The sequence below is a fragment of the Sphingomonas sp. NIBR02145 genome (assembly GCF_027359115.1).
GTDB lineage: Bacteria > Pseudomonadota > Alphaproteobacteria > Sphingomonadales > Sphingomonadaceae > Sphingomonas > Sphingomonas kyeonggiensis_A.
In genome coordinates this window covers 1061291-1085214 of the sequence record NZ_CP114791.1, presented here as the reverse complement: position 1 = coordinate 1085214, position 23924 = coordinate 1061291, and the positions used below count along the sequence as shown (strand labels likewise).

At 67.0% G+C, this 23924-nt stretch carries 24 protein-coding genes; 14 read left to right on the top strand and 10 right to left on the bottom strand.

The window, feature by feature from the left end; translation table 11 throughout:
* The first annotated feature begins 50 nt into the window (after positions 1 to 50).
* The 6 genes from O3305_RS05105 to O3305_RS05080 all read left to right on the top strand — a co-directional run bounded on the left by O3305_RS05105 (position 51) and on the right by O3305_RS05080 (position 5332).
* Positions 51 to 1076 (top strand): lytic murein transglycosylase, encoded by a 1026-nt coding sequence (locus O3305_RS05105; protein WP_269575422.1) that lies wholly within the window; start codon positions 51 to 53, stop codon positions 1074 to 1076.
* Positions 1060 to 2163 carry an SPOR domain-containing protein gene (locus O3305_RS05100; RefSeq protein ID WP_269575421.1) on the top strand — a complete coding sequence of 368 codons (1104 nt, stop codon included), beginning with the start codon at positions 1060 to 1062 and terminating at the stop codon, positions 2161 to 2163. Before O3305_RS05105 ends, O3305_RS05100 begins: the two co-directional genes overlap by 17 nt.
* A gap of 17 nt (positions 2164 to 2180) precedes the next feature.
* Positions 2181 to 3350, top strand: a complete 1170-nt coding sequence (locus O3305_RS05095; RefSeq protein ID WP_269575420.1) for a D-alanyl-D-alanine carboxypeptidase family protein — start codon at positions 2181 to 2183, stop codon at positions 3348 to 3350.
* Positions 3351 to 3519: 169 nt separating this feature from the next.
* On the top strand, positions 3520 to 4497 hold the full coding sequence (locus tag O3305_RS05090; protein ID WP_269575419.1) for a DNA polymerase III delta subunit-related protein: 978 nt from the start codon (positions 3520 to 3522) through the stop codon (positions 4495 to 4497).
* Between the two features lie 51 nt (positions 4498 to 4548).
* Positions 4549 to 4869 carry a hypothetical protein gene (locus O3305_RS05085; protein WP_269575418.1) on the top strand — a complete coding sequence of 107 codons (321 nt, stop codon included), beginning with the start codon at positions 4549 to 4551 and terminating at the stop codon, positions 4867 to 4869.
* Positions 4870 to 5035: 166 nt separating this feature from the next.
* A complete protein-coding gene (locus tag O3305_RS05080; protein ID WP_269575417.1) occupies positions 5036 to 5332 on the top strand; it encodes a GIY-YIG nuclease family protein in 297 nt (98 codons plus the stop codon).
* Between the two features lie 165 nt (positions 5333 to 5497).
* Here the strand turns inward: O3305_RS05080 and O3305_RS05075 are convergent, their stop codons facing one another.
* A complete protein-coding gene (locus tag O3305_RS05075; RefSeq protein ID WP_269575416.1) occupies positions 5498 to 6133 on the bottom strand; it encodes a hypothetical protein in 636 nt (211 codons plus the stop codon).
* Positions 6134 to 6375: 242 nt separating this feature from the next.
* Here O3305_RS05075 and metG point away from each other — a divergent pair, with 242 nt between their 5' ends.
* From metG to O3305_RS05045, 6 genes are all read left to right on the top strand, one after another.
* Positions 6376 to 7875 (top strand): methionine--tRNA ligase, encoded by a 1500-nt coding sequence (metG, locus tag O3305_RS05070; protein WP_269575415.1) that lies wholly within the window; start codon positions 6376 to 6378, stop codon positions 7873 to 7875.
* Entirely contained in the window at positions 7872 to 8651 is a 780-nt protein-coding gene (locus tag O3305_RS05065) for a TatD family hydrolase (RefSeq protein WP_269575414.1), read from the top strand. Before metG ends, O3305_RS05065 begins: the two co-directional genes overlap by 4 nt.
* Positions 8648 to 9415 (top strand): MBL fold metallo-hydrolase, encoded by a 768-nt coding sequence (locus tag O3305_RS05060; RefSeq protein WP_269575413.1) that lies wholly within the window; start codon positions 8648 to 8650, stop codon positions 9413 to 9415. Before O3305_RS05065 ends, O3305_RS05060 begins: the two co-directional genes overlap by 4 nt.
* Complete coding sequence (locus O3305_RS05055) at positions 9412 to 10056, top strand: retropepsin-like aspartic protease family protein (protein WP_269575412.1); 645 nt, start codon at positions 9412 to 9414, stop codon at positions 10054 to 10056. The genes O3305_RS05060 and O3305_RS05055 overlap by 4 nt, the downstream gene beginning before the upstream one ends.
* 275 nt (positions 10057 to 10331) lie before the next feature.
* Positions 10332 to 11051 (top strand): nucleoside triphosphate pyrophosphohydrolase, encoded by a 720-nt coding sequence (gene mazG / locus O3305_RS05050; protein ID WP_269576460.1) that lies wholly within the window; start codon positions 10332 to 10334, stop codon positions 11049 to 11051.
* Complete coding sequence (locus tag O3305_RS05045; RefSeq protein WP_184165913.1) at positions 11048 to 11377, top strand: low molecular weight protein tyrosine phosphatase family protein; 330 nt, start codon at positions 11048 to 11050, stop codon at positions 11375 to 11377. Before mazG ends, O3305_RS05045 begins: the two co-directional genes overlap by 4 nt.
* A 3-nt stretch (positions 11378 to 11380) precedes the next feature.
* On the opposite strand, the gene hflX is transcribed toward O3305_RS05045, so the two are convergent.
* The 8 genes from hflX to O3305_RS05005 all read right to left on the bottom strand — a co-directional run bounded on the left by hflX (position 11381) and on the right by O3305_RS05005 (position 21443).
* Positions 11381 to 12670, bottom strand: coding sequence for a GTPase HflX (hflX, locus tag O3305_RS05040; RefSeq protein ID WP_269575411.1), 1290 nt, complete (start codon positions 12668 to 12670; stop codon positions 11381 to 11383).
* An 8-nt stretch (positions 12671 to 12678) separates the two neighbouring features.
* Positions 12679 to 13164, bottom strand: a complete 486-nt coding sequence (gene hfq, locus O3305_RS05035; RefSeq protein WP_269575410.1) for an RNA chaperone Hfq — start codon at positions 13162 to 13164, stop codon at positions 12679 to 12681.
* 332 nt (positions 13165 to 13496) lie between these two features.
* A complete protein-coding gene (gene ntrX / locus O3305_RS05030) occupies positions 13497 to 14876 on the bottom strand; it encodes a nitrogen assimilation response regulator NtrX (RefSeq protein ID WP_269575409.1) in 1380 nt (459 codons plus the stop codon).
* Entirely contained in the window at positions 14873 to 17128 is a 2256-nt protein-coding gene (locus O3305_RS05025; protein ID WP_269575408.1) for a sensor histidine kinase NtrY-like, read from the bottom strand. Before O3305_RS05025 ends, ntrX begins: the two co-directional genes overlap by 4 nt.
* Positions 17129 to 17188: 60 nt before the next feature.
* A complete protein-coding gene (ntrC, locus tag O3305_RS05020) occupies positions 17189 to 18634 on the bottom strand; it encodes a nitrogen regulation protein NR(I) (protein WP_269575407.1) in 1446 nt (481 codons plus the stop codon).
* Complete coding sequence (locus tag O3305_RS05015; RefSeq protein ID WP_446745977.1) at positions 18631 to 19734, bottom strand: two-component system sensor histidine kinase NtrB; 1104 nt, start codon at positions 19732 to 19734, stop codon at positions 18631 to 18633. The genes ntrC and O3305_RS05015 overlap by 4 nt, the downstream gene beginning before the upstream one ends.
* Positions 19710 to 20708 (bottom strand): tRNA dihydrouridine synthase DusB, encoded by a 999-nt coding sequence (gene dusB, locus O3305_RS05010; protein ID WP_269575405.1) that lies wholly within the window; start codon positions 20706 to 20708, stop codon positions 19710 to 19712. The genes O3305_RS05015 and dusB overlap by 25 nt, the downstream gene beginning before the upstream one ends.
* A gap of 357 nt (positions 20709 to 21065) precedes the next feature.
* Positions 21066 to 21443, bottom strand: coding sequence for a TonB family protein (locus O3305_RS05005; RefSeq protein ID WP_269575404.1), 378 nt, complete (start codon positions 21441 to 21443; stop codon positions 21066 to 21068).
* A gap of 89 nt (positions 21444 to 21532) precedes the next feature.
* Here O3305_RS05005 and O3305_RS05000 point away from each other — a divergent pair, with 89 nt between their 5' ends.
* The gene (locus tag O3305_RS05000; protein WP_269575403.1) at positions 21533 to 22657 is read left to right on the top strand and encodes a bifunctional 2-C-methyl-D-erythritol 4-phosphate cytidylyltransferase/2-C-methyl-D-erythritol 2,4-cyclodiphosphate synthase; all 1125 of its coding nucleotides are present in this window, start codon (positions 21533 to 21535) and stop codon (positions 22655 to 22657) included.
* Positions 22658 to 22844: 187 nt separating this feature from the next.
* On the top strand, positions 22845 to 23390 hold the full coding sequence (locus O3305_RS04995; protein ID WP_260396040.1) for a CinA family protein: 546 nt from the start codon (positions 22845 to 22847) through the stop codon (positions 23388 to 23390).
* Here O3305_RS04995 and O3305_RS04990 read toward each other — a convergent pair.
* A complete protein-coding gene (locus O3305_RS04990) occupies positions 23306 to 23812 on the bottom strand; it encodes a type II toxin-antitoxin system RatA family toxin (RefSeq protein ID WP_184165952.1) in 507 nt (168 codons plus the stop codon). The two genes, O3305_RS04995 and O3305_RS04990, sit on opposite strands and share 85 nt — an antisense overlap.
* Positions 23813 to 23924 lie beyond the last annotated feature (112 nt).

Here is a 23924-nt window from a genome sequence, read left to right as displayed (position 1 = left end):
ATCGAGTCTCGCTGTGGCACAAAAGGCGCATGCGGGGATCGAGTGGTGTGATGCGTAGCCTGTTGGCGCTGGGTGTTGCCGTGATCGCGGCGGCGCCCGTCGGTGCGCCCGCGATCGCGCAGGATGAAAGTGGCTTCCAGACCTATCTGGGCGAGCTGTCGCGCCAGGCGGCGGCGCAGGGCGTGAGCCGGCGGACGATCGACCTGGTGATCCCGACGCTCACTTATAACGCCCGGGTGGTGCAGCTCGACCGGCAGCAGCCCGAGACCGCGCCCAATGCGCCGATCTCGAACTTCGAGCCCTATCGCCGCAGCCATGTCGATGCCGCGCGGATCGGGCAGGGGCGGGCGGCCTATCAGCGCCAGCGCCCGCGCCTGCAGCGGATCGAGGCGGAGACCGGGGTTCCGGAATCGGTCATGGTCGCGATCTGGGGGCATGAGACCAATTACGGGCGGGTGATGGGCAATTTCGACCTGCCCCGAGCGCTTGCCAGCCTCGCCTATGAGGGGCGCCGGCGCGACCTGTTCGCCGGCGAGTTCATCGCCACGCTCAAGATGATCGACCGCGGGGTGCCGCGCGAGAAGCTGATCGGCAGCTGGGCGGGGGCGTTCGGCGGCCCGCAGTTCCTGCCCTCGGTCTATCTCCGCCTGGCGCGCGACGGGGACGGCGACGGCATGGCCGATATCTGGACGAGCGAGGCGGACACGCTGACCTCGATCGCCAATTATTTCGTCAATGCCGGCTGGCGCAAGGGTCAGCCCTGGGGCTTCGCGGTGAGCGTGCCGGCCAGTCTCGACCGCGCCGCGATCGCCAACAGGACCGTCGCGCCGCGCTGCCCGCGCGTGTTCGACCGGCACAGCCGCTGGAAGACGATGGCGGAGTGGCGCGCGCTCGGCGTGGTGCCGCAGACCCGTGCCTGGCCGGCCGACAATGTCCAGGCGACTTTGCTCGAGCCGGACGGCCCGGGGAAGACCGGCTATCTGCTCACCGGCAATTATCGCGTCATCCTCGACTATAATTGCTCGAATTTTTACGCTTTGTCGGTAGGCCTGCTCGCCGATGAGGTCGAACGCTAGCATCTTCGCGCTCACGCTCACGGTTGTCGCCGTAGCCCCGAGCCACGCCCACGCCCTGCAGCAGCGGGGTTCCGTCGCCGCGCAAGCCTATGGCGGCGCGCAGGACGCCCAGTCGGGCGAGACCTGGCGCGCGGCCGACGGCACGCTGCGCTCGCGCCCCGCGCCGGCCCGGCCGGCCGCGCCGGAGCCCGAGCCCCAGCCGCAATGGAGCGAGCCCGCCCCGCAGGCGAGCACCCCCGGCGCGTCCTATGCCGTGCCCGGCGCCCGGTCCGCGCCGGCGCAGCGCCAGCCGCAATACCAGCCCCCGGTCCAGCAGCAGCAGGCGCCCGCCGACTATGCCGACCCCACCGCCGGCGCTCAGGGCCCAAGCGGCTCGTCGCAGCCCGCCCCGGGCGAGACGCCGCGCTATGACGAGATCGGCTATGCGGGCATCCGCCCGGTCAGCGGCTCGGCCGACCAGGCCGTGGTCGCCGTCCACCGCGCGCTGCCCGCCAACTCCTATGTCGAGGTCACCTCGCTCGACACCGGCAAGACGATCCTCGTGCTCGTCACCGGCACCGATCCCGGCGCCGACCACCCGATCGACCTCTCCGCCGGCGCCGCCCGCCTGCTCGGCGCCAGTGGCGACACGATCGGCGTCCGCCTGCGCAGCGTGAACCCGCCCGCGATGGACAAGGCCGCGCTCCAGGCCGGCCGCCCCGCCGGCGACCGCGCCGACGCGCCCCAGGTGCTGCTCACCGCGCTGCGCAAGCGCCTGCCGAACCGCCCGAGCTACGCGTCGGCACCGAGCTACGCGCCGCCCGCCTACACCCCGCCGCGCACCGCCGCGCCGCGCCCGGCCCCCGCACGCACCGCCCCGCCGCCGGCCCGGCCCGCCGCGAATGGCAGGTTTATCGTCCAGGTCGCCGCACTTTCTAACGCCCAGCGCGCACAAGCGCTTGCCCAAAGCCTTGGTGGGTTCGTAAAGCCGGGTGGCGGGCTCCATCGCGTCCAGCTCGGTCCCTTCGCCACGGCGGGCGAGGCCGAAGCGGCACGGCGGCGCGCCGCGGGCGCGGGCTATGGAGATGCACGCGTCCAAGCCAACTGAAAGGCCGGACGAATCACATGAAGAAGTTGCTGCTCGCCGCATCGTTCCTGGCGCTTGCCGCCGCCCAGTCGACGAACGCCGCCGGCCCGCCGCCTTTCGACACCCCGGCGCCCGTCGCCTATATGGAGGACCTGTCCTCGGGCGCGGTGCTCTATGCCAAGGATGCCGACCGGCGCATGCCGCCGGCATCGATGGCCAAGATGATGACGGTCTATGTCGCGTTCGACCTGATCAAGAAGGGCGAGCTCAAGCTCGACAAGCAGATCGAGGTGCAGCCCGAGACCTGGAGGAAGTGGCACAGCCAGGGCTCGACCATGTTCCTCGCGGTGGGCGAGAAGCCGACCGTGTCCGACCTGCTCAAGGGCATCGTCACGCTGTCGGGCAACGACGCCTGCGTCGTCCTCGCCGAGGGCATCTCCGGCAGCGAGGAAGCCTTTGTCCAGCGGATGAACGAGGCGGCGAAGAAGCTCGGCCTCACCAACAGCCATTTCGGCACGTCGAACGGCTGGCCGGACGAGGGCCGCACCTATGTCACCGCGCGCGACCTCGCGCACCTCGCCAAGGCGACGATCCAGGACCATCCGGACCTCTACAAGCAGTTCTACTCGCTCCCCAGCTTCACCTGGGGCAAGACGCTCGGCGCCGGTGCCGACATCAGCCAGTCCAACCGCGATCCGCTGCTCGGCCGCGTCCAGGGCGCCGACGGCCTCAAGACCGGCCACACCGATGAGGCCGGCTATGGCTTCACCGGCTCGGCCGAGCAGAATGGCCGCCGCCTCGTCATGGTCGTCGCCGGGCTCACCACCTACAATGGCCGCGCCGATGAATCGGTGAAGTTCATGAACTGGGGCTTCCGCGCCTGGCAGGCCAAGGCACTGGTCAAGAAGGGCCGCAAGGTCGGCGAGGTCCAGGTCCAGGGCGGCACCTCGGGCAGCGTCGGCGTGGTCGCCCCGCGCGACCTGAGCGCCACCGTTCCGGCAGGCACCGCGCCCGAGATGCAGGGCCGCATCGTCTATAACGGCCCGGTCCCGGCCGGCTTCAAGGCAGGCGACCATATCGCCGACCTGATCATCGACTCGCCCGGCCTGCCGTCGCAGACCGTGCCGCTGGTCGCCGAGAAGGACGTCGCCGAAGCCGGGTTCTTCGGCCGCGCCTGGCGCGGCTTCTGGTCGCTGTTCGGAGCCTGAGACTGAACTCCCCTCCCTGAAAGGGAGGGGTAGGGGGTGGGTTGCGCCCCCGGCCTTCCGGGGGCGCCCAGCTACCGGCCTGTGAGAAGAGAAAAGGCCGGGCATCGAGCCCGACCTTTTCCAACCCACCCCTTGCCCCTCCCTTGCAGGGAGGGGAATAAGAGAAGCCATGCCCCTGATCGGCAACGACTCCGCCCGCGAGGCACTCGCCGCCGCCATGCATGGCGGAAACCTGCACCATGCCTGGCTGATCGCCGGGCCCGAGGGGGTGGGGAAGGGCATGTTCGCCCGCCAGGCGGCGCTACGTTTGCTCGCCGAGGCGGCCGGGCGCGATCATCTCGCCCCCGGCTGGGACGTGCCCGCCGAAAGCCAGACCGTCCACCTGGTCGATGCGGGCGCGCATCCGGACTATCGCGAGCTGGTCCGCCTGCCCAAGGATCCGGACAAGCCCGATGAGGCGCTGGCCCGCTCGATCACGATCGCCCAGGTCCGCTCGCTCCAGCCGCTGTTCGCGACCAAGCCGAGCTTCTCCTCGCGCCGGGTCATCGTGATCGATGCGATCGACGATCTCGAGCGCGGCGGCGCCAATGCGCTGCTCAAGAATCTCGAGGAGCCGCCGGCCGGTACCATCTTCCTGCTGGTCAGCCACGCCCCCGGCCGGCTGCTGCCGACGATCCGCTCGCGCTGCCGGCTGCTCCGCTTCGAGGCGCTGCCCGATGCCGATGTGACCGAGGTGCTGCACCAGCAGCTGCCCGACGCGACCGGCAGCGAGATCGCGGCGCTGGTCAGGGCGGGCGAGGGCTCGCCGGGCCGCGCGCTGGGCTTTGCCGGTCTCGATATCGCCGCGCTGGAAAGCGATATGGCGGCCCTGGTCGAAACCGGCGACCCTTCCAACCAGGTTCGCGCCCGTCTCGCCAAGCTGCTCGGCACCAAGGCCGCGCAGCCGCGCTACGAGGCCTTTCTCGAGCGCGCGCCCAGCTTCATTGCCGAGCGCGCCAGGCTGCTGTCGGGCGACGAGCTGCGCACCGCGCTCGACGCCTATGGCGCCGCCCGCGAGCTTGGCGGCGCCGCGACCGGCCTGTCGCTCGATGCCGCGGGCACGGTGTTCGAGATGAGCGGCATCCTCGCCCGGCTCGGCCGCGCTTAACCCGGCCTTAGCCATAAGCGGTTATTCCGCCCCCGAAACAGGGGAGATATCATGACCGCGATCACCGGCATTTCCGGCATCGGCGCCGGCACCACGACGCAGGCCGCCGAGACCAACGGCTCCAGCGACCTCAATTTCGACGCGATCCTGGAGGCGTTCAAGAAAGCCGCCAGCGAAACCCCGGAACAGCGCGCCCGCGACGCGGTGCTCAAGAAGCACGATCTCTCCGAGGAGGACTACAAGAAGCTCCCGCCCAAGGAGAAGGAAGCGATCGACAAGGAAATCGCCGAGGCCGTGCGCAAGGTCCACGAACGCAAGACCGGCGTCGCAATGCCCGACTCCCCGGTCCCGACGGAAAAGCTGTTCGGGTAATCGGTATCGCCAATACCCTGAACGGTTCCCCGGCGAAGGCCGGGGCCCAGGGTTTCTCTGCCGTGTCGCTTGTGACCCTGGGCTCCGGCCTTCGCCGGGGAACTGCCATGGCTCTTGCCATATCACATTGTTCCGTATATGTTCCATTCATATCCGGAGGCCGCCGATGGAAAAGCACGGCTTCGTCTACATCATGGCGAGCGGCCGCAACGGTACCCTGTATATCGGTGTGACCAGCGACCTGCCCAAGCGCGCCTGGGAACATCGCACCGGCGCGGTCGAGGGCTTCACCAGGAAGCATGGCTGCACGCTGCTCGTCTGGTACCGGGCCTATGAAGATCTCGACGCCGCAAAGCTGCACGAACGCCAGATGAAGGAATGGAAACGGGCCTGGAAGCTCGATCTGATCGAGACGACAAACCCGCGCTGGCACGATCTCGCCGCTGATTTGGGGCTGATGTAATGCCCTGATGGCTCCCCGGCGCCCATGTTCCCCGGCGAAAGCCGGGGCCCAGGGTTTCTCTGCCGTGTCGCTTGTGACCCTGGGCCCCGGCGTTCGCCGGGGAGCAGCAGGTCGCGCTAAGCGCCATCCAGTCCCAACCCATCCCGTGGACCAGACCAGAACCCCCTATTTCTCCCCCCAGCCCAGCAGTTCGTTGGGATCGGGCGTATCCTCCATCCACACCACCTTGCTCGGCTTCTTGCTCTTCTTCTCGAGGATCGGGTCATAGGCGGCATTGCCGCCCTTCTTGTTGAGCTTCATCTCGCGGTTGATGTAGTCGCCGGTGAGCAGGTTCCAGCTGATCTCCGCGCCGTCATGGGCATAGGTGCGGCTGTAGAGCGTCGCGTCGATCCCGATCAGCCGCATGCGCGGCCTGGGGCCGGGGATCAGCCGGTAGCGATAGACCGCGTTCACCGCGGTGGTGCCGCCGGTCAGGTCGGTGATCTTGAGCACGCCCTTGGCGATGCTGACCTCGGCGGCGCCGAGCGGATAGCTGTCGAGCTTGAGCGTGCCCACCGGCGTCAGGTCGATGTCGAACTCGCCCTTGTGGAGCAGCAGCACCTTCAGCGTGCGCGTATCGTCGCCCCGGCCGATCAGCACCGTATCGGGCTGGCCGTCGCCGTTCAGGTCGCCATTGGTGCGGCTCTCCACTTCCTCGCCCTTTTCGAGGAAGCTCTTGATCGCCTCGTCGTTGATCGGTGAAGCCGTCTGCGCCGCCGCCGGTGTGGCGATCAGCAGTGCCGCGAGTGCCCAGATCCGCATGGGTTCGTCTCCCTGTTCGTTCGCATTGATACTCTCTTTCGTCATCCCCGCGAAGGCGGGGATCCAGGGTTTCTCTGCCGGACCGCTCTTGGTTGTCATCGCTTCCCCGGTGAACTCCTGGAACAAGGAAGGGAAAACGTCGAACCACTCCCCAGCTGATCCCCGGCCGACTGGACGGGGAGGGGCTAAAACCAACCCATAGCCGGGGTGACGCAGCGAAACGGATCGCCTAAAGGGCCGCAATGGCCGACCCCTTCTACATCACCACCGCGATCCACTATCCCAATGGCCGCCCGCATATCGGGCATGCCTATGAGATGATCGCCGCCGACGCGATCGCCCGTTTCCAGCGCCAGCAGGGCCGTGACGTCTTCTTCCAGACCGGCACCGACGAGCATGGCCTCAAGATGGTCAAGACGGCGCGCGACCGCGACATGACCGCGCGCGAGTTGGCGGACGAGATGTCGAGCTATTTCAGTGAAATGGCCGAGAAGCTTGATATTTCGTGCGATCGTTTCATCCGCACCTCCGAGGCCGATCACTACAAGGCCAGCCAGGCGATCTGGCAGGCGATGGCCGATGCCGGCGATCTGTACCTCGATCGCTACGAGGGCTGGTATTCGGTGCGCGACGAGGCCTTTTACGAGGAGAAGGAACTGGTCGAGGGGGAAGGGGGCGTGAAGCTCTCGCCCCAGGGCACGCCGGTCGAGTGGACCGCCGAGGAGACCTGGTTCTTCAAGCTCTCCAAGTATGAGAAGCCGCTGCTCGACTTCTACGCCGCCAACCCGGACTTCATCCGTCCGGAATCGCGCCGCAACGAGATCCTGCGCTTCGTCGAGGGCGGGCTCGCCGATCTCTCCGTGAGCCGCACCAGCTTCGACTGGGGCGTGCCGGTGCCGGGTTCGCCCGGCCATGTGATGTATGTCTGGGTCGATGCGCTGACCAACTACCTGACCGGCGCGGGCTATCCCGACGACCAGGCGCGCCTGGCGAAATACTGGCCGGCGGATATCCACCTGATCGGCAAGGACATCGTCCGCTTCCACACCGTCTACTGGCCCGCCTTCCTGATGTCGGCGAAGATCGCGCTGCCCAAGCAGGTCTTCGGCCACGGCTTCCTGCTCAACCGCGGGGAGAAGATGTCCAAGTCGGTCGGCAATGTCGTCGATCCGATGGCGCTGGCCGATTATTACGGCGTCGACGCGCTGCGCTATTTCCTGCTCCGCGATGTCAGCTTCGGCAATGACGGCACGTTCAGCGACGAGGCGATCGTCACCCGGGCGAACGCCGATCTCTCGAACAGCTTCGGCAATCTCGCCCAGCGCACGCTCGCCTTCATCGCCAAGAATTGCGAGGGGCATGTCGAGACCGGGCGCGTGGAAGAGGCGGACGGCGTGCTGATCGCCGAGGTCGAGAATGCCTGTGGCGGGTTCATCCGCGCGTTCGAGGATCTGGCGCTGAGCCAGGGCGTCGAGCTGTGGATGGCCGGGGTGTTCGCCTGCAACGCCTATATCGATGCCCAGGCGCCCTGGGGCCTGCGCAAGACCGATCCCGAGCGGATGCATGCGGTGCTGAACACGCTGCTGCGCGCGATCCGGCGTCTTGCCGTCACGATCGCGCCGGTGGTGCCGGGTTCGGCCGAGAAGCTGCTCGCGCAGCTCGGGCCGGAAGGGGATGCGGACTTCCGGATCGCGCCGCCGACCCCGATCTTCCCGCGTCTGGAACTCAAGGAAGAAGCGTGAACCTCGCCGACAGTCACTGCCATCTGATCTACAAGGGGCTGGGCGAGCAGCAGCCCGAGGTGCTGGCGCGTGCGCGTGCCGCCGGCGTCGCGGCGATGCTCAATATCTCGACGCGCGAACGCGAATGGGACGAGGTGATCGCGGTCGCCGAGCGCGAGCCCGATGTCTGGGCCTCGGTCGGCATCCATCCGCATGAGGCGGACGAGCATCCCGATGTCGGTGCGGCGAAGCTGATCGAGAAGGCGCGGCATCCGCGCGTGGTCGGCATCGGCGAGACCGGGCTCGATTATTATTACGATCACAGCGACCGCGATCGCCAGCGGGCGAGTTTCCGCGCGCATATCGCGGCGTCGCGCGAGACCCAGTTGCCCTTGATCGTCCACACCCGCGATGCCGAGGCGGATACCGCCGAGATCCTGCGCGACGAGATGGGGAAGGGGGCCTTTCCCGGCGTCATCCACTGCTTCACCGCGAGCCGGGAATTTTCGGAGATCGCGCTTGATCTGGGCTTCTATATCTCCATTTCGGGGATCGTGACCTTCAAGAACGCGAAGGATCTGCAGGATACCGCGGCGCAGCTGCCGCTGAACCGGCTGCTGATCGAGACCGACGCGCCGTTCCTGGCGCCGGTGCCGCATCGCGGGAAGACCGGCGAACCGGCCTTTGTCGCGGACACCTGCCGCTTTCTTGCGGGGCTGCGCGGAGAGAGCTTCGAATCCCTCGCCTTGGCCACCCAGGCCAATTTTCACGCGCTGTTCGCCAAGACCCGCGCATGAAAATCCGGATCCTGGGCTGCGGAACCTCCTCCGGCGTGCCAAGGATCGGAAACGACTGGGGCGATTGCGATCCCCTGGAACCTAGGAACCGGCGGACCAGGGCCTCGGTCCTGGTCTCGACGGAAACGACCCGGATCCTGGTCGATACCAGCCCCGATTTCCGCGAGCAGGCCCTCGCGGCCGGGTTGAGCGACCTCGATGCGGTCCTCTGGACCCACGACCACGCCGATCACTGCCACGGCATCGACGACCTCCGCCAGATCATGCACGCAAGGAACGGCGAGCCGGTGCGGGGCCTGGCGAGGCCCTTCACGCTCGAGCAACTCGACCTGCGCTTCTCCTATGCCTTTCACGGCCGCGCGCTTTACCGGCCGACGATCGCGATCGAGCCGCTGCCCGATACAATCACGATCGGCGATATCCACATCCGTGTAGTCGATCAGCCGCACGGCGGCATAACCTCAGCCGGGCTACGCTTCGACGCTAATGGAAGATCAATAGCTTATGCTATAGATTTCAACGAGATGACGATGAATATGCGTAGTCTGTATCAGGATCTGGATCTGTGGGTGGTCGATTGCCTCCGCCGCGAACCGCATCCTACGCACGCGCATCTGGGCGAGGTGCTGCAATGGGTGAGGGACCTCCAGCCGCGCCGGACCCTGTTGTCGCACATGGACAATTCGATGGATTATGCCACGCTCGTCGCGACGCTGCCCGAGGGCGTGGCGCCGGGATTTGACGGCATGGAGGTCGTGCTGTGACCGATGATCGCATCATCCAGCTGATCTTGCTGCTCGGCGCGCTGATGCTGGCGCTCCGGGCGCTGTCGGCGCAGCGGATCAGCCTGCGCGGGTTGCTCCAGACGGTGCTGCTCTGGGGCATCATCGGCGTAACGATGGTGATCGTGCTCTATCATCGCCAGGAACTGGGCGGCCTGTTGGCTCGTGCGTCCGAAAAGCTCGGCTACGAGCAGCAGAGCGTCGTTGGCGATACGGTGCGCATCAAGATGAGCCCGGACGGGCATTTCTGGGCGCGCGTGCAGATCAATGGCGTTGAGCGACGCATGCTGGTCGACAGCGGTGCCACGATCACCGCAATCTCGCGCGACACGGCCGAGGCCGCCGACGTCAAACCCGCATTGGCACCACCTGTGCTCATCGAGACAGCCAATGGCACCGTCCAGGCGCAGTCGGCGCGCGCCGAGGAAGTCGCGATCGGGCCGCTTTCGACGCAAGACCTGCCACTGGTGGTGGGCGAGAGCTTTGGCGACCTCGACGTGCTCGGCATGAACTTCCTGTCGCGGCTGAAGTCGTGGCGCGTCGAGGATCGCACGCTGATCCTCGAGCCGCGCAAGCAAACCGAAGCCCAGCTCGTTATCCCGCGTTCGCGAGACCGGGAATAGGTCGAGGGGCCAGATCGCACCCGCAGAACTGCTTTCTATTTTACATAATGTATATTATCGATCTAGCGCGGAGCGCGTTCCGGACCTCTCTCCGAGGCCCTCTGCCGCTGTTTTCCGGCGGTTTTTGCCCAATGTGCCCAATGAGAATGCCGCACCCTTGGCGCGATCGACCCTGAGCCTTTCCTTCGCGTGATCGCCTGCCTAGGCTCGCGGAGCATTTCCTGGAGGCCCAATTGACCAACCCTGCTCCGGCCATCGACCGCCTTGTCGCCATCATGGCGCGGTTGCGCGACCCGAAGACGGGCTGCGAATGGGATACGGTCCAGACCTTCGCCACGATCGCGCCTTATACGATCGAGGAAGCCTATGAAGTTGCCGATGCGATCGAGCGCGGCGACATGGCGGATCTGAAGGACGAGCTTGGTGACCTGTTGCTCCAGGTCGTGTTCCACAGCCGCATGGCCGAGGAAGCCGGCGACTTCGTCCTGGCCGATGTCGCCAACGCGATCAGCGACAAGATGGAGCGTCGCCACCCGCACATCTTCCTGGGCGCGACCGAGGGCGGCCATCACCTTTGGGAACAAATCAAGGCCGCGGAGCGGGGCGAAAGGGGCCATGAAAGCGCGCTGGACGGTGTGGCGATCGGCCTCCCCGCCCTGCTCCGCGCCGAAAAGCTCCAGAAGCGCGCCGCCCGCACTGGCTTCGACTGGCCAGACCCCAGTGGCGCCCGCGCCAAGGTCGACGAGGAGCTGGCCGAGGTCGAGGCTGCGGTCACCCCGGCAGAGGTCGAGGAAGAGGTCGGTGACCTACTGTTCGCGGTGGTCAACTGGGCACGCAAGCTGGGTGTCGATCCCGAGGCTGCATTGCGTGGTGCTAACAAGAAATTCGAGAAGCGTTTCAAGGCCATGGAGGATGAAGCTGGGGATGCGTTCGAAGGACTGAGCCTCGATGCCAAGGAAGAACTCTGGGTGAGAGCAAAGATCACCACACGATGAAGAATGTTCTGTTCGTCTGTAGCCAGAACAAGCTGCGAAGCCCGACGGCGGAGCAGATCTTCGCCGATCATCCGGCGATAGAGACGAGTTCCGCCGGGACCAACAACGACGCCGAGAATCCACTCGATGCCGAACTGATCGAATGGGCGGATTTGATCTTCGCGATGGAACGCGAGCATCGCAGCAAGATCCGGAAGCGCTATCGGTCGGCGCTGAACGGCAAGAACATCGTCGTTCTCGACATCCCCGACGAATATGCGTTCATGGATCCCGAGCTGATCGCACTGCTGCGCGCGCGGATGGCGCGCTACCTGCCGCCCGCCTGAGCCTCAGCTCCGCGTCAGGAACCGCTCATAGTCCCGCGGTGCCATGCGAACCTCATAGACCGCCTGATTGCCGTCCATCCCCTGCTCGATCACTTCGCCATGCTGGTGGAGCCAGGCAGCGGCGGCGCCGTCGGCGGGGTCGAGGTGGAGAGTGTAGCGACGGTGGCCTTCGGTGAGGCGGGCGGCGACCGCGGTGATGAGGGCGTCTACCCCTTCCCCGGTCACGGCCGAGACAGGCATCACGTCTTCGCGCTTCGCGGCCTCGGCGAGTAGCGCCTCACGGTGCTCGTCGTCGAGCAGATCAACCTTGTTCCAGGCTTCGAAGCGCGGCGTGGCCTCCGCGACGCCGATATCGGCGAGCACGGCCTCGACATCGTCCTTCTGCGCTTCGCTGTCCGGATGCGCGATATCGCGGACATGGATCAGCAGGTCGGCCGAGACCACCTCTTCCAGCGTTGCCTTGAAGGCGGCGACGAGCTGGGTCGGCAGTTCGGAGACGAAACCCACCGTGTCCGAGAGGATCGCCTTGTCGATGCCGGGCAGCGAGATCTGTCGCAGGGTCGGATCGAGCGTGGCGAAGAGGAGGTTCTCCGCCATGACGTCACTTCCGGTCAGGCGATTGAAAAGCGTCGACTTTCCGGCGTTGGTATAGCCCACCAGCGCAATCACCGGCCAGGGTGCGCGCTGGCGGCGGTCGCGGTGGAGCGTGCGGGTGCGGCTGACCGAATCCAGCTCGCGGCGCAGGCGCGCCATGCGGTCGCGGATCAACCGGCGGTCGGCCTCGATCTGGGTTTCGCCCGGGCCGCCAAGGAAACCGAAGCCGCCGCGCTGGCGCTCGAGGTGGGTCCAGCTGCGGACGAGACGACCGGCCTGGTAATCGAGGTGCGCGAGCTCGACCTGGAGCCGGCCCTCAGCGGTGCGTGCGCGCTCGCCGAAAATCTCGAGGATCAGGCCGGTACGGTCGATCACCTTGCAGCTGAGCCCGGTTTCGAGGTTGCGCTGCTGGACGGGCGTGAGGCTCGCGTCGAACACGGCGAGCGTCAGTTCGCTGTCACGGACCGTCTCGGCCAGGGCTTCCACCTGGCCCGAGCCGATCAGCGTGCCGGGCTTGGGCGCGCGGATGCGCAAGGCTACCCGCTCGACCACCTCGACGCCGATCGCGGCGGCAAGGCCGGCAGTTTCCTCCAGGCGCGCATCCGCATCACGCGAGCTGCCGCCGAGGTCCGGATAGACTACGACCGCTCGCGCGCCCCGGGTGAATTCATCGGGGTCGCGCTCGAAACCGGTGCTCATACGATCGCTCAGTCGTCGCTATTCTGTTCCTCGGCGAGGTTCAGCGGGTGCGCCGGCTGGATCGTCGAGACAGCATGCTTGTAGACCAGCTGGGCCATGCCCTCGCGCTGGAGCAGCATGCAGAACAGGTCAAAGGCCGCGATCTGGCCCTGGAGCATCACGCCATTGACTAGGAACATCGTGACATTTTCCTGCTGGCGGCGGACCGCGTTCAGGAAAATCTCCTGCAATACCGGGATCTTGGACTGATATTCTCCCACCGCTTCGAGGAGCGGCGCAAGATCGACCGGGCCCGAGGGCATGATCGTGGAGATCGCGTGCTTGTAGATGAGCTGCGACTGGCCGTCGCGGCGGAGCAGCACCGAAAAATTGTCGAACCAGGTGACAATGCCCTGGAGCTTGACGCCCTTCACGAGGAACATCGTGACCGGGGTCTTCGACCGGCGCAGCGAGTTGAGGAACAGATCCTGAAGCGAGGTCTGCTTTTCGGCCATCGTACGTGACTCTCTTTGTTGGCGGGAGTTTCCCGCTTGGCGCCGTTCTCCGGCGTCGGGTCCGTGCACCCGTGTGGTGCGCAGCGGCGCCCTTTTATGCTTTGGCGGCCGAATCGTCCAGCCGGGGAATGTTTCAGACTTTGGTTGGGGGCGCTGCGCGCGGGGCAATCGCCGGCATTGCACGGATTTTGCCTTTCCACCTGGTCAAAGAGCGGCCTGGTGTTTGCCCGGCTTCGCAAGGGAAGCAGGCGAAATCCTACATTGCAAGCGTAGCTCCCTTTGCCCGTCATCCCCGCGAACGCGGGGATGACGAACATAAGTGAGGGATACCCCTATTCTTCCCGGCTGTCGGTGATCCCGAGGAGCTTGAGCTTCCGATGCAGCGCCGAGCGCTCCATGCCGATGAAGCTCGCCGTGCGCGAGATGTTGCCCGAGAAGCGGCGGATCTGGACGCGGAGATACTCGCGTTCGAAGCTCTCGCGCGCTTCCTTGAGCGGGGCACCCATGATCGCGCTGGTGCCCATGCTGCCGCCGGTATCGGCGGGGCGGCCGAGCACTTCGGGGGGCAACAGGTCGATGTCGATACGGCCGATGCGGTCGCCCGGCGCCAGGATCACGGTGCGCTCGACGACGTTGCGGAGCTGGCGGACATTGCCCGGCCACTCATAGCTCTGCAGCGCGACCATCGCATCGGGTGCGATCTCGGGCGTCGGTACGCGGCGTTCGTTCGCATAGTGCGCGACGAAATGCTCGACCAGGACCGGGATGTCCTCGCGGCGATCGGTGAGCGGCGGGATCGTCACCGGCACGACGTTGAGCCGGTAATAGAGGTCCTCGCGGAAGCGGCCCTCGGCGATCTCGCTCATCAGGTCGCGCGCGGTCGCCGAGACGACACGGACATCGACCTTGACCACCCGGGTGCCGCCGACGCGGGTGAAGCTCTGGTCGGTCAGGACGCGCAGGATGCGCGCCTGGGTGGCGACCGGCATGTCGGCGATCTCGTCGAGGAACAGCGTGCCGCCATGTGCCTGTTCGAGCAGGCCGGTGCGGACCAGATCCCCGCCCTCTTCGACGCCGAACAGCTCCTCCTCCACGCGCTCGGGCTGCATGCGCGCGGCGCTGACGATGACGAAGGGCGCGGTAGCGCGCTGGCTCCAGCCATGGAGCAGCCGGGCGGCGACTTCCTTGCCCGTGCCGGCGCCGCCGGTGATCAGCACGCGGCTGCCGGTGGAGGCGACGCGCTTGAGCGTGGCGCGAACGGTGTTGATCGAGCCCGACTGGCCGGTGAGGTCCTCCTCGCGGCCTGCCGAGGCACGCAGCGAGGCGACTTCACGCTTGAGCCGCTCGGTCTCGGTGGCGCGTTCGACGAGGAACAGCAGGCGCTCGGCCTCGAACGGCTTCTCGATGAAATCCGAGGCGCCGCGACGGATCGCGGCGACGGCGGTGTCGAGATTGCCATGGCCCGAGATCACCAGCACCGGGATCGAGGGATCGCGGCGCTTGATCTCGTCGAGGATCTCCAGCCCGTCGAGCCGCGAGCCGTGCAGCCACACGTCGAGCAGCACGAGGCTGGGACGCCGTTCCGCGATCGCTTCCAGCGCCTCGTCGCTATTGGCGGCGCCGCGCGTCGAATAGCCCTCGTCCTCCAGCACGCCGGCAACCAGTTCACGGATGTCGCGCTCATCGTCGACGACCAGGATATCGAGACTCATGACTTGGAACTTCCAGTACGGGTAAGCACGGCGGGACGCGGTTCTTCGCCGCCCTCGCCCTCAGGGGAACTCACCATCTCGGCGAGCTGATCGGTATCGAAGCAGAGCGTCACCAGCGTGCCGCCGCCCGGACGATCCGAGAAGGCGATGGTGCCGAAATGCTCCTCGACGATCTTCTTCACGATCGCGAGGCCAAGGCCGGTGCCGCGGCTGCGCGTCGTCATGTACGGCTCGACGATCCGGTCGCGCTCGACCGGCAGGCCGATGCCGTTGTCGGCCAGCGTCAGGGTGATCCTGCCGCCTTCCTCCGGGCTGATCGTCATGACGACCTGGCCCTGGGGCAGTGCCTCCCCTTCCCCGCGCGCCTCGATCGCCTCGACGGCGTTCTTGACGATATTGGTGAAGGCCTGGCCGATCTGGCGGCGATCGCAGATCAGGCCGGGAGCCGGATCGGGCGCGTCCATCTCGAAGCGGATCGTCGGATGCGCGACTTCGTGGAGGAACATTGCCTGGCGCGCGATGTCGAGCAGCGATTCCTGGCGGAACATCGGCTTGGGCATGCGCGCGAAGGAGGAGAATTCGTCAACCATGCGGCGCAGGTCTCCGACCTGGCGGACGATCGTGTCGGTCAGCTGGGCGAAAGTGCCGTCCTCGGGCTCGATCTTCTTGCCATAGCGGCGCTTGAGGCGCTCGGCGGCGAGCTGGATCGGGGTGAGCGGGTTCTTGATCTCATGCGCGATGCGGCGCGCGACGTCGGACCAGGCGGCCCGGCGCTGGTCGTTGAGCTGCTGGGTGATGTCGTCGAAGGTGAGCACCTGACCCGCCTCGTCGCTGGTGACCTTCACGGCGAGCGTGCGCGCATCGCCGCCGGTGCCGAGCTGGATCACTGCTTCGCGGTCGCCGGTGTCGAGCAGGTCGTTGAGTTCGGGCGCGAGCTCGGCGAGCGGGTGGCCGACCAGCTCCTGCTCGCCCTGGTGGAGCAGCTCGATCGCGGATTCGTTGATCAGTCGGACGTTGCGCTGGGCGTCGATCGAGATGACGCCCGCCGAGACGCCCGACATCACCGCTTCGATCAGCACGCGGCGGCTTTCGAGCTGGGCGTTGGCGGTCCTGAGCGCCCCGGTCTGCTGCTCGAGACGCTCGGTCATGCCGTTGAAGGCGTCGCCCAAGGTGCTGATCTCGTCGCCGGTCTGCGGGATATCGACACGCGCGGCGAGGTCGCCGCCGGCGACGCGGCGGGCGGCGGTGACGAGCTGCTCGACCGGCTTGACCAGGCGATCGGCCACCGCGAGCGCAATCCAGGTGGCGATGCTGACGATCAGCAGCGCGACGCCGAACAGGACGGCGTTGAACTGGAGCTGGAGCGCCCGCGAGCGTGCCTGCAGGGCGTTGAACTCGGCGACGATCCGGTCCGCGCCCGAATTCTGCCGGTTCATGAAGTCTACGTTCACGCTGTTCGCGACGTAGAGGAAGATGTTCTGCGAGCGATCGAGCGGGGTGACGACCCACTGCTTCTCGGCATCGAAATTGGTGTAGCTCTGCTCGTCCTTGAGCAGGTTGAGGACCTGGCCCGAGACACGCGCGGCGAAGGTCTTCGCGGGAGGTGCTTCCCAGGCGTACATCGCCTCGACCTGCTTGCCGCCGACGACGCGGAACACGACCGCCTGATCGAAAGAGCGGTAATAGAGCTGCTGGAGGAGGCTGCTCTGGAACGCCTGCGAATTGACCGGGATCTTGGGGAAATCGCCGGTGAGGTCATCGACCATGGTGCGCGCTTCGGTGGCCCAGCGCTGGGCGACGAGGCCGCGGCCCTCCTTGGCGAGGTCGGTCGTCGCGTCGAAGGCGTTTCGCGCGCGCTCCGAGCCCCAGAGCTGAACGCCCGACTGGAACATCACCGATGCCGCGATCACGGTCAGCACGATCGGGATGCTCGCCATCAGGGTGAACACCGCGACGAGACGGACATGGAGGCGTCCGCCCCCCGCCAGCGCCGATTTGGCGGCGCGGTGGATGGCGATACGGCGGCCGATCAGCACGATCAGCGCGACATAGGGCAGCAGGTTCGCCAGCAGCAGCGATGCGGCGACGCCGGGATTGAAGACCTGGTGCGAGAAGTTGCGGACGAACAGGAATGTGGCGACTGGCGTGGCCACGGCCAGCGCCAGCACCACGATCTCCAGCAGCCGGATAGGCGCCAACTGCCGCCCTTTCGGCGTTACCTCGATCAGGGAATCGGCGGTGACGGCATCCATCGTGGCCAAGCTAGATCGAGATTGTGGCAAAAAGAACACATAATCGTGCGCAGTCTGTCGCTATTCGGCACCATCCGGGCGATTGGGGCCGACATCGATGCCGAGCGTATCGAGCCGTTTCCGCAGCGTATTCCGGTTGATCCCCAGCGCGCGGGCGGTGCGGAGCTGGTTGCCGCCGTGGCGCGCGAGCATCGCCTCGATCAGCGGGCGCTCGACCTCGCCGATGATGCGATCGTAGAGCGTGCCGTCGTCGAGCGCGCGGGGCTCCTCGATGGCGATGCGCTCGAGCCGGGCGCGGACGGCGGCCTCGATGCCTTCGTCTCGAGTCGCCTGGACCGGTGCGGCACTGGCCTCGCCCAGGGCGCGGCGCAGGGCGTCGCCGTCGATCACTTCGTCACGGCTGAGCGCGGCAATGCGGCGCATGAGGTTCTCGAGCTGGCGGACATTGCCCGGCCAGTCATAGGTTTCGAGCACCCGTATCGCGTCGGCGGCGAGGCTCTTGCGCGGCAGGCCGTCCTCGGCGGCGCGATCGAGGAAGTGGCGGGCGAGCAAGGGCACGTCGTCGCGGCGCTCGCGCAGCGACGGCAGCGCGATCGGGACGACGTTGAGGCGGTAGAACAGGTCCTCGCGGAACTGCCCGGCCTGGACGAGCGCGGCCAGATCCTTGTTGGTGGCAGCGACGATGCGGACGTCCGCCTTGATCGCGCGGGCACCGCCGACGGTGGTGAATTCGCCCTGCTGGAGCACGCGGAGCAGGCGGGTCTGCGCGTCCATCGGCATGTCGCCGATCTCGTCGAGGAACAGCGTGCCCCCGGCCGCCTGCTCGAACTTGCCGGCGACGCGGGCGGCAGCGCCGGTAAAAGCACCCCGCTCATGCCCGAACAGCTCCGCCTCGATCAGCTCGCGCGGGATCGCGGCCATGTTGAGCGCGACGAAGGGCGCGCGGCGGCGCGGGCCGAGATCGTGGATCGCCTTGGCGACCAGCTCCTTGCCGGTGCCCGATTCGCCCGAGATCAGCACCGTGAGGTCGTTCGAGACGACGCGGGCGATGACCCGGTAGACCTCCTGCATCGCCGGCGAGCGGCCGATCAGCGAAGAGCCGCCACTCAGCTCTTCATCGGGCTGCTCGGCGGGGGCATGGCGGCCGCGGGCGATGGCGCTGCGCACGGCCTGGCCGAGCACGTCGAGGTCGAAGGGCTTGGGGAGGTAGTCGAAGGCGCCGACCTCGGTGGCGCGGACTGCCGTCGCCAGCGTGTTCTGCGCGGAGAAGACGATCACCGGCAGGGCGGGATGCTCGGCGGTGAGCCTGGCGACTTCGTCGAGGCCGTTGCCGTCGGGCAGCACTACGTCGGTGACCAGCACATCGGGTAGTGCCGCACCGATCGCGCGGCGCAGCTCGGCGAGGCTGGCTGCCGTCGTGACGGCATGGCCTTCGCGGCGCAGCGCGGCGGCGACCACGGTGCGGATCGCGCTGTCGTCGTCGACGACCAGGACCGAGCCGCTCATGCCTTGGCTCGCGGGAGCAAAATACGGAAGACTGTCATTTCAGGGGGGCGTTCCCGGGCATATTGGATGATCCCGCCCATGTCGCGGACCAGCTTCTCGACGAGCGGGAGGCCGAGCCCCTTCCCCTCCGGCTTGCCCGATACGAAGGGCTCGAACAGGTGCTCGGCAATGTCCTCGGGCGCGCCGGGGCCATTGTCCATGACGCAGATCTCGATCGGCAGCGGCACGCGCGGACGGCCGGCGCCGGTGCTGACCGACATGCCGTGGCGATAGGCGGTGGTCAGCACGATGCGTGGCTGGGCCAGCCCGCCCAGCGCCTCGGCGGCGTTCTTGAGCAGGTTCATCATCACCTGCTGGAAGGCGTCGGGATCGATCAGCACCTGCGGCAGCGAGGGATCGAAGCGCTCCTCGATCACCATGCCGCGGGCGAAGCCGGCCAGCGCGACGCGGCGGGCATGGTCGAGCAGCGGATAGACATTGGTCGGCTCGAGCTTGAGCGGCCGCGTGTCGGTGAAATCCTGCATCCGGTCGATCAGCGCGACGATGCGATCGACTTCGGTGGTGATCAGGCCGGTGAGCTCGCGGTCCTCGCCCGAGCTGGCGAGCAGCTGCGCGGCGCCGCGGATGCCCGAGAGCGGGTTCTTGATCTCATGCGCCAGCATCGCGGCGGCACCCACCGCGGCACGGGCGCCGGCGCTACGGTCGGCGCCCTGCGCCACCCGGCGGGACTGGGGCGCGTGATGGAGGGTGACGATGCGCCAGCCCGGATGATCGGCGACCATCGTCTCGACGAAATCGACACGGATGCGCGGGCCGCGGATCGCCTCGATCTCGATGTCGAAGGCAGCGAAGCCGTGCCCGTCACGCCGATCGACATAACCATCGGGCGGGCTCAGCACCGCGTCATAGGGCTGGCCGATCATCGTGGTCTCGGCATGGTTGAGCATCGCCTCGCACGCCGCATTGGCATGGGCGATGCGACCGTCGGGATCGATGACGAGGACCGCGACGGGGAGCGCGGCGAACATCTCCGCGAAGCTGGGGCCAGTGGCGGGCGGCGCAGGCCGCAGCCGCCTCAGGCCGCCGCGCGGGAACGCCACGGCGCGTAGAATTCGTCGAGCATCGCCAGCACCGTCTTGGCGTCGGCTATCTGGTTGACCTTGTTACGGAATTCCGCCGAGCCGGTGAGGCCCTTGGTGTACCAGCCGAGATGCTTGCGCATCATGTTGACGCCGGTCATCTCACCATAATGTTCGAGACTATCGACGTAATGCTCGATAATCACACGATATTGTTCGTCGATGCTCGGGTCGGTGCGCTCGCCCTTGCCCGTCAGCGCATCCATCACCTGGCGCAGCACCCAGGGCTTGCCGTACGCGCCGCGGCCGATCATCACCCCGTCCGCGCCCGACTGGCGCAGCGCCTCGCGGGCATCCTCGACCGAGCAGATGTCGCCATTGACGATCACCGGGATCTTCACCGCGTCCTTGACCGTGCGGACGAACGCCCAGTCGGCCGAGCCGCGATACATCTGGTTGCGGGTGCGGCCATGCACCGTGACCATCTTCACCCCGAGATCCTCGGCGATGCGGGCCAGTTCCGGCGCGTTGAGGCTGTCGTGGCACCAGCCCATGCGCATCTTGAGCGTGACCGGCACGTCGACCGCCTTGACGCAGGCGTCGATCAGCGAGGCGGCATGCTTGAGGTCGCGCATCAGCGCCGAGCCGGCATCGCCATTGGTGACCTTGCGGACCGGGCAGCCCATGTTGATGTCGATGATTGCAGCGCCGCGATCCTCGTTGAGCTTGGCGGCCTCGGCCATCTCGGCGGGCGAGCAGCCGACGAGCTGCATCGACACCGGCTCCTCGATCGGATCCCAGGCGGCCTTCTGGATCGACTGGCGCGTGTCGCGGATCGCGGCGGCGCTGGCGATCATCTCGGTGACGTTGAGGCCCGAGCCGTAACGGCGCACGGCGCGGCGGAACGGCAGGTCGGTCACGCCGGTCATCGGCGCGAGAATGACCGGGTCTTCGACCGTCACCGGGCCGATCTGGATGGGGGCGAGTTCGCTCATGACAATGCCTGAAAAATAGGCAGCGGCACCTACAGGTACAAGCAGATATTGGCAAGTAGACGGTTCCGGACGCGGAAGCTGGCGTTGGTTGCGCGCCAGGCGGGTTGCGCGGTGGCGCTCCGGGGAATGGAAATCAGCCAGGAATGGCGGAAACGCGCGGGTTTCCGCGGAGTCGATGTCCGCATTGCCTGACGCCTTGAACGCGGATGTTGGCGCGGTGCCCTCGCAGCGTTGCGGCAAGCCGTTGCGCGAGTGCGGGAAATCCTGTGCTCGCTTCGGCGTATCGACAGTTCAAAGAGCGGCCGGCGGGAACCGGCTGAGCTTCGAGGCTGCCGGAGGATTTCCTACATTGGAAGGCTATTCAGGCTCGCCTGGTTTTGGCGGCCAATGGATGATCATGCGAAACTCCGTGGCAAGATTGCCCATCGGCGTGATGGCGGGCGTGAACACGGCGCGCTTCAGCAGCAGCCTGCAGGTCTCGCGATCAAGCCATCGCGATCCGCTGGACCTGGCAACCTTGCATCCCCCCACCTGCCCCTGCTCGCCGACGGCCAGGGCCACCTTGACGCTTCGGCGCCCGAGCTTTCGGCGGATTTCCGCTGGATAGTCGTGATCGGTGATCCAGCTTTCGGAGTGAAGGGGGCTCGCGCCGGTCGAGATCATCTCGCTCCGCCCATAGTCCTGCTCGGGGACATCCTGTTGGGCGAGGAGTGCGGGCAAGGTGAGGATGAGCATGCGGGCCTCCAATGCCGGCAGATACTATGCGCGTAGTTGGGGAAATCAAATGGTGGCAGCGCTACGGGGCATACGCTAGGCGACTGGCGATGAGGACTGTCGCCATTATCGTCGCCGCCGGGAGCGGTACCCGGGCCGGGGGGAGCGTGCCCAAGCAGTTCGCGCCGCTGGCCGGCAAGCCGATGCTCCGGCACAGCTTCGACGCCTTGACGTCCCATCCTGAAGTGGACGCTGTGGTCGTAGTTGTTGGCGAAGGCCAGGAATCGGCGCTGCACGCGGTGCTGGGGGATGTGCCCCTTGCGATCGGCGGGGCGACGCGGCGGGAAAGCGTACAGAACGGTCTGGTGCTGGCGGGGGATGCGGACCGCGTGCTGATCCACGATGCCGCCCGTCCCTTCCTGTCGCACGCCGTTATCGACCGACTGCTGGCGGCGCTGGACGATCATGCCGGAGCCATTCCGGGCCTGCCGGTGGCGGATACGCTTGTTTCCGCGTCCGGAGCGTCTGTTCCGCGCGAAGGGCTGGTGCGGGTGCAGACGCCACAGGCGTTTCGCGGGGCCGATATCGCCGAGGCGCATGCGGCGTGGCCGCCGGATCAGGAAGCGACCGATGACGCGCAGATGGTGCGCGCACTCGGCAAGACGGTTGCAGTCGTGGAAGGGAGCACGATGCTCGAGAAGATCACCCACCCCAATGATTTCGCCGCCGCCGAGGCGCGGTTCGGGGCTTCGATGCGGGTACGGACCGCGACCGGCTATGACGTGCACCGCTTCGCCGAGGGCGAGGAGCTCTGGCTGGGCGGGGTGAAGGTGCCCTATTCGCGCGGGCTTTCCGGGCATAGCGACGCCGATGTGGTGCTGCACGCGATCACCGACGCGCTGCTCGGCACGATCGGCGCGGGCGATATCGGCATGCACTTCCCGCCGAGCGACCCGAAATGGCGCGGGGCGGCCTCGGCGCAGTTCCTCCAGCATGCGGCGGGCCTGGTGGCGGCCGAGGGTGGCGTGATCGATTTCGTCGACGTCACGATCATCTGCGAGGCGCCCAAGGTGGGCCCGCACCGCGAGGCGATCCGGGCGAGTATTGCCGCGATCCTGGGGCTGCGGGTGTCCGAAGTGAGCGTGAAGGCGACGACCACCGAGCGGCTGGGGTTCACCGGGCGCGGCGAGGGCATGGCCGCGCAGGCGGTGGCGACGGTGCGGGTGCCTGCCTGAGTGATGGTCTTGCGGCTCCCCGGCGAAAGCCGGGGCCCAGGGTCACAAGCGAAACGGCAGAGAAACCCTGGGCCCCGGCCTTCGCCGGGGAACTGCCGAGCATTGGGGGCGTGGGACACTCTCCCCGCCGCCTCAGGGAACGAACTGACTCGCGTCGGCAACATTACGGTGGCACATGCCCCGCCCTATGGACACGATTCTCCCGCCGGAGCTGGTCGCCGCAGCGCGCAAGGTGCTTGAAGCCAATCGCGCAGCCGGGCGCCGCGTCGCCGTGGCCGAGAGCTGCACGGGCGGCCTCGTCTCGGCCGCGCTCACCGAGATCCCCGGCTCCTCCGACGTCTTCGACGCCGGGTTCGTCACCTATTCGAACGAAGCCAAGCACGATGTGCTCAAGGTCGGCAGCGACGTGCTGGAGACCTTCGGCTCGGTCTCGATCGCGGTCGCCTGGAGCATGGCGCAGGGCGCCCTCGCCCGCACCCATGCCGATGTCGCGGTGGCGATCACCGGGATCGCCGGCCCCGATGGCGGCAGCGAAAAGAAGCCGGTGGGCACGGTGGTGTTCGCCCAGGCGGTGCGCAACGCCGATCCCGATCACATCGTCGCGGATGCCCGCCATTTCGAGAATAACGGCCGTGCCGGCATCCGCCTTCAGGCGGCGTTGTGCGCGCTCGAGCTGCTGATGCCGGGTGCCGCGGCGCCCGAGGCGGACGAAGCCGACGTCGAATCGCCGTAGAGCCGGGCAGCGCGTTCCTCGAACGCGTTGATCATCTTGCGCAGCGCCCGGTCGAACATCTGGCCGGCGAGCATCTCGAACACGCGGTTCTTGAAGGCGAAGTCGACGGTGAAATCGACCAGGCAGCCCCCCTGCCCGTCGCTGCGGAAGCCCCAGTCATTGTTGAGGTGCTTGAGCGGGCCATCGACATATTCGATGTGCAGGCTGGCCGGGCGCGCCTTGGTGACGCGCGAGGTGAAGGTCTCGCGCAGGCCCTTGAAGCCGACGATCATGTCCGCGAGCATCTGCGTATCGCTGTTCGAGCGGACACGGATCGCGCTGACCCAGGGCAGGAATTCCGGATATCTGGCGACGTCGGCGACGAGGTCGAACATCTGCTCCGGCGTGTAGGGCAGCGGGCGGGTTTCGGAATGCTTGGGCATTGTCTCTTCTGGTTCGAAACGCTTCCTATTGCCGTCATTCCCGCGAAGGCGGGAATCCATTGGCGGTGCCGTCGCCCATCTATCCCGATTTCAGGATGAATGGATCCCCGCC

Bases quoted from the DNA above. Each gene is read 5' to 3' on its own strand.
- dusB (WP_269575405.1), bottom strand. From the start codon at position 20,708: ATGAGCGAACTCGCCCCCATCCAGATCGGCCCGGTGACGGTCGAAGAC.
- O3305_RS05085 (WP_269575418.1), top strand. From the start codon at position 4,549: ATGACCGCGATCACCGGCATTTCCGGCATCGGCGCCGGCACCACGACG.
- O3305_RS05045 (WP_184165913.1), top strand. From the start codon at position 11,048: ATGAAGAATGTTCTGTTCGTCTGTAGCCAGAACAAGCTGCGAAGCCCG.
- O3305_RS04995 (WP_260396040.1), top strand. From the start codon at position 22,845: ATGGACACGATTCTCCCGCCGGAGCTGGTCGCCGCAGCGCGCAAGGTG.
- O3305_RS05080 (WP_269575417.1), top strand. From the start codon at position 5,036: ATGGAAAAGCACGGCTTCGTCTACATCATGGCGAGCGGCCGCAACGGT.
- hflX (WP_269575411.1), bottom strand. From the start codon at position 12,670: ATGAGCACCGGTTTCGAGCGCGACCCCGATGAATTCACCCGGGGCGCG.
- O3305_RS04990 (WP_184165952.1), bottom strand. From the start codon at position 23,812: ATGCCCAAGCATTCCGAAACCCGCCCGCTGCCCTACACGCCGGAGCAG.
- O3305_RS05005 (WP_269575404.1), bottom strand. From the start codon at position 21,443: ATGCTCATCCTCACCTTGCCCGCACTCCTCGCCCAACAGGATGTCCCC.
- hfq (WP_269575410.1), bottom strand. From the start codon at position 13,164: ATGGCCGAAAAGCAGACCTCGCTTCAGGATCTGTTCCTCAACTCGCTG.
- O3305_RS05075 (WP_269575416.1), bottom strand. From the start codon at position 6,133: ATGCGGATCTGGGCACTCGCGGCACTGCTGATCGCCACACCGGCGGCG.
- O3305_RS05095 (WP_269575420.1), top strand. From the start codon at position 2,181: ATGAAGAAGTTGCTGCTCGCCGCATCGTTCCTGGCGCTTGCCGCCGCC.
- O3305_RS05105 (WP_269575422.1), top strand. From the start codon at position 51: ATGCGTAGCCTGTTGGCGCTGGGTGTTGCCGTGATCGCGGCGGCGCCC.
- O3305_RS05000 (WP_269575403.1), top strand. From the start codon at position 21,533: ATGAGGACTGTCGCCATTATCGTCGCCGCCGGGAGCGGTACCCGGGCC.
- metG (WP_269575415.1), top strand. From the start codon at position 6,376: ATGGCCGACCCCTTCTACATCACCACCGCGATCCACTATCCCAATGGC.
- O3305_RS05060 (WP_269575413.1), top strand. From the start codon at position 8,648: ATGAAAATCCGGATCCTGGGCTGCGGAACCTCCTCCGGCGTGCCAAGG.
- O3305_RS05025 (WP_269575408.1), bottom strand. From the start codon at position 17,128: ATGGATGCCGTCACCGCCGATTCCCTGATCGAGGTAACGCCGAAAGGG.
- O3305_RS05100 (WP_269575421.1), top strand. From the start codon at position 1,060: ATGAGGTCGAACGCTAGCATCTTCGCGCTCACGCTCACGGTTGTCGCC.
- O3305_RS05090 (WP_269575419.1), top strand. From the start codon at position 3,520: ATGCCCCTGATCGGCAACGACTCCGCCCGCGAGGCACTCGCCGCCGCC.
- ntrX (WP_269575409.1), bottom strand. From the start codon at position 14,876: ATGAGTCTCGATATCCTGGTCGTCGACGATGAGCGCGACATCCGTGAA.
- mazG (WP_269576460.1), top strand. From the start codon at position 10,332: ATGGCGCGGTTGCGCGACCCGAAGACGGGCTGCGAATGGGATACGGTC.
- ntrC (WP_269575407.1), bottom strand. From the start codon at position 18,634: ATGAGCGGCTCGGTCCTGGTCGTCGACGACGACAGCGCGATCCGCACC.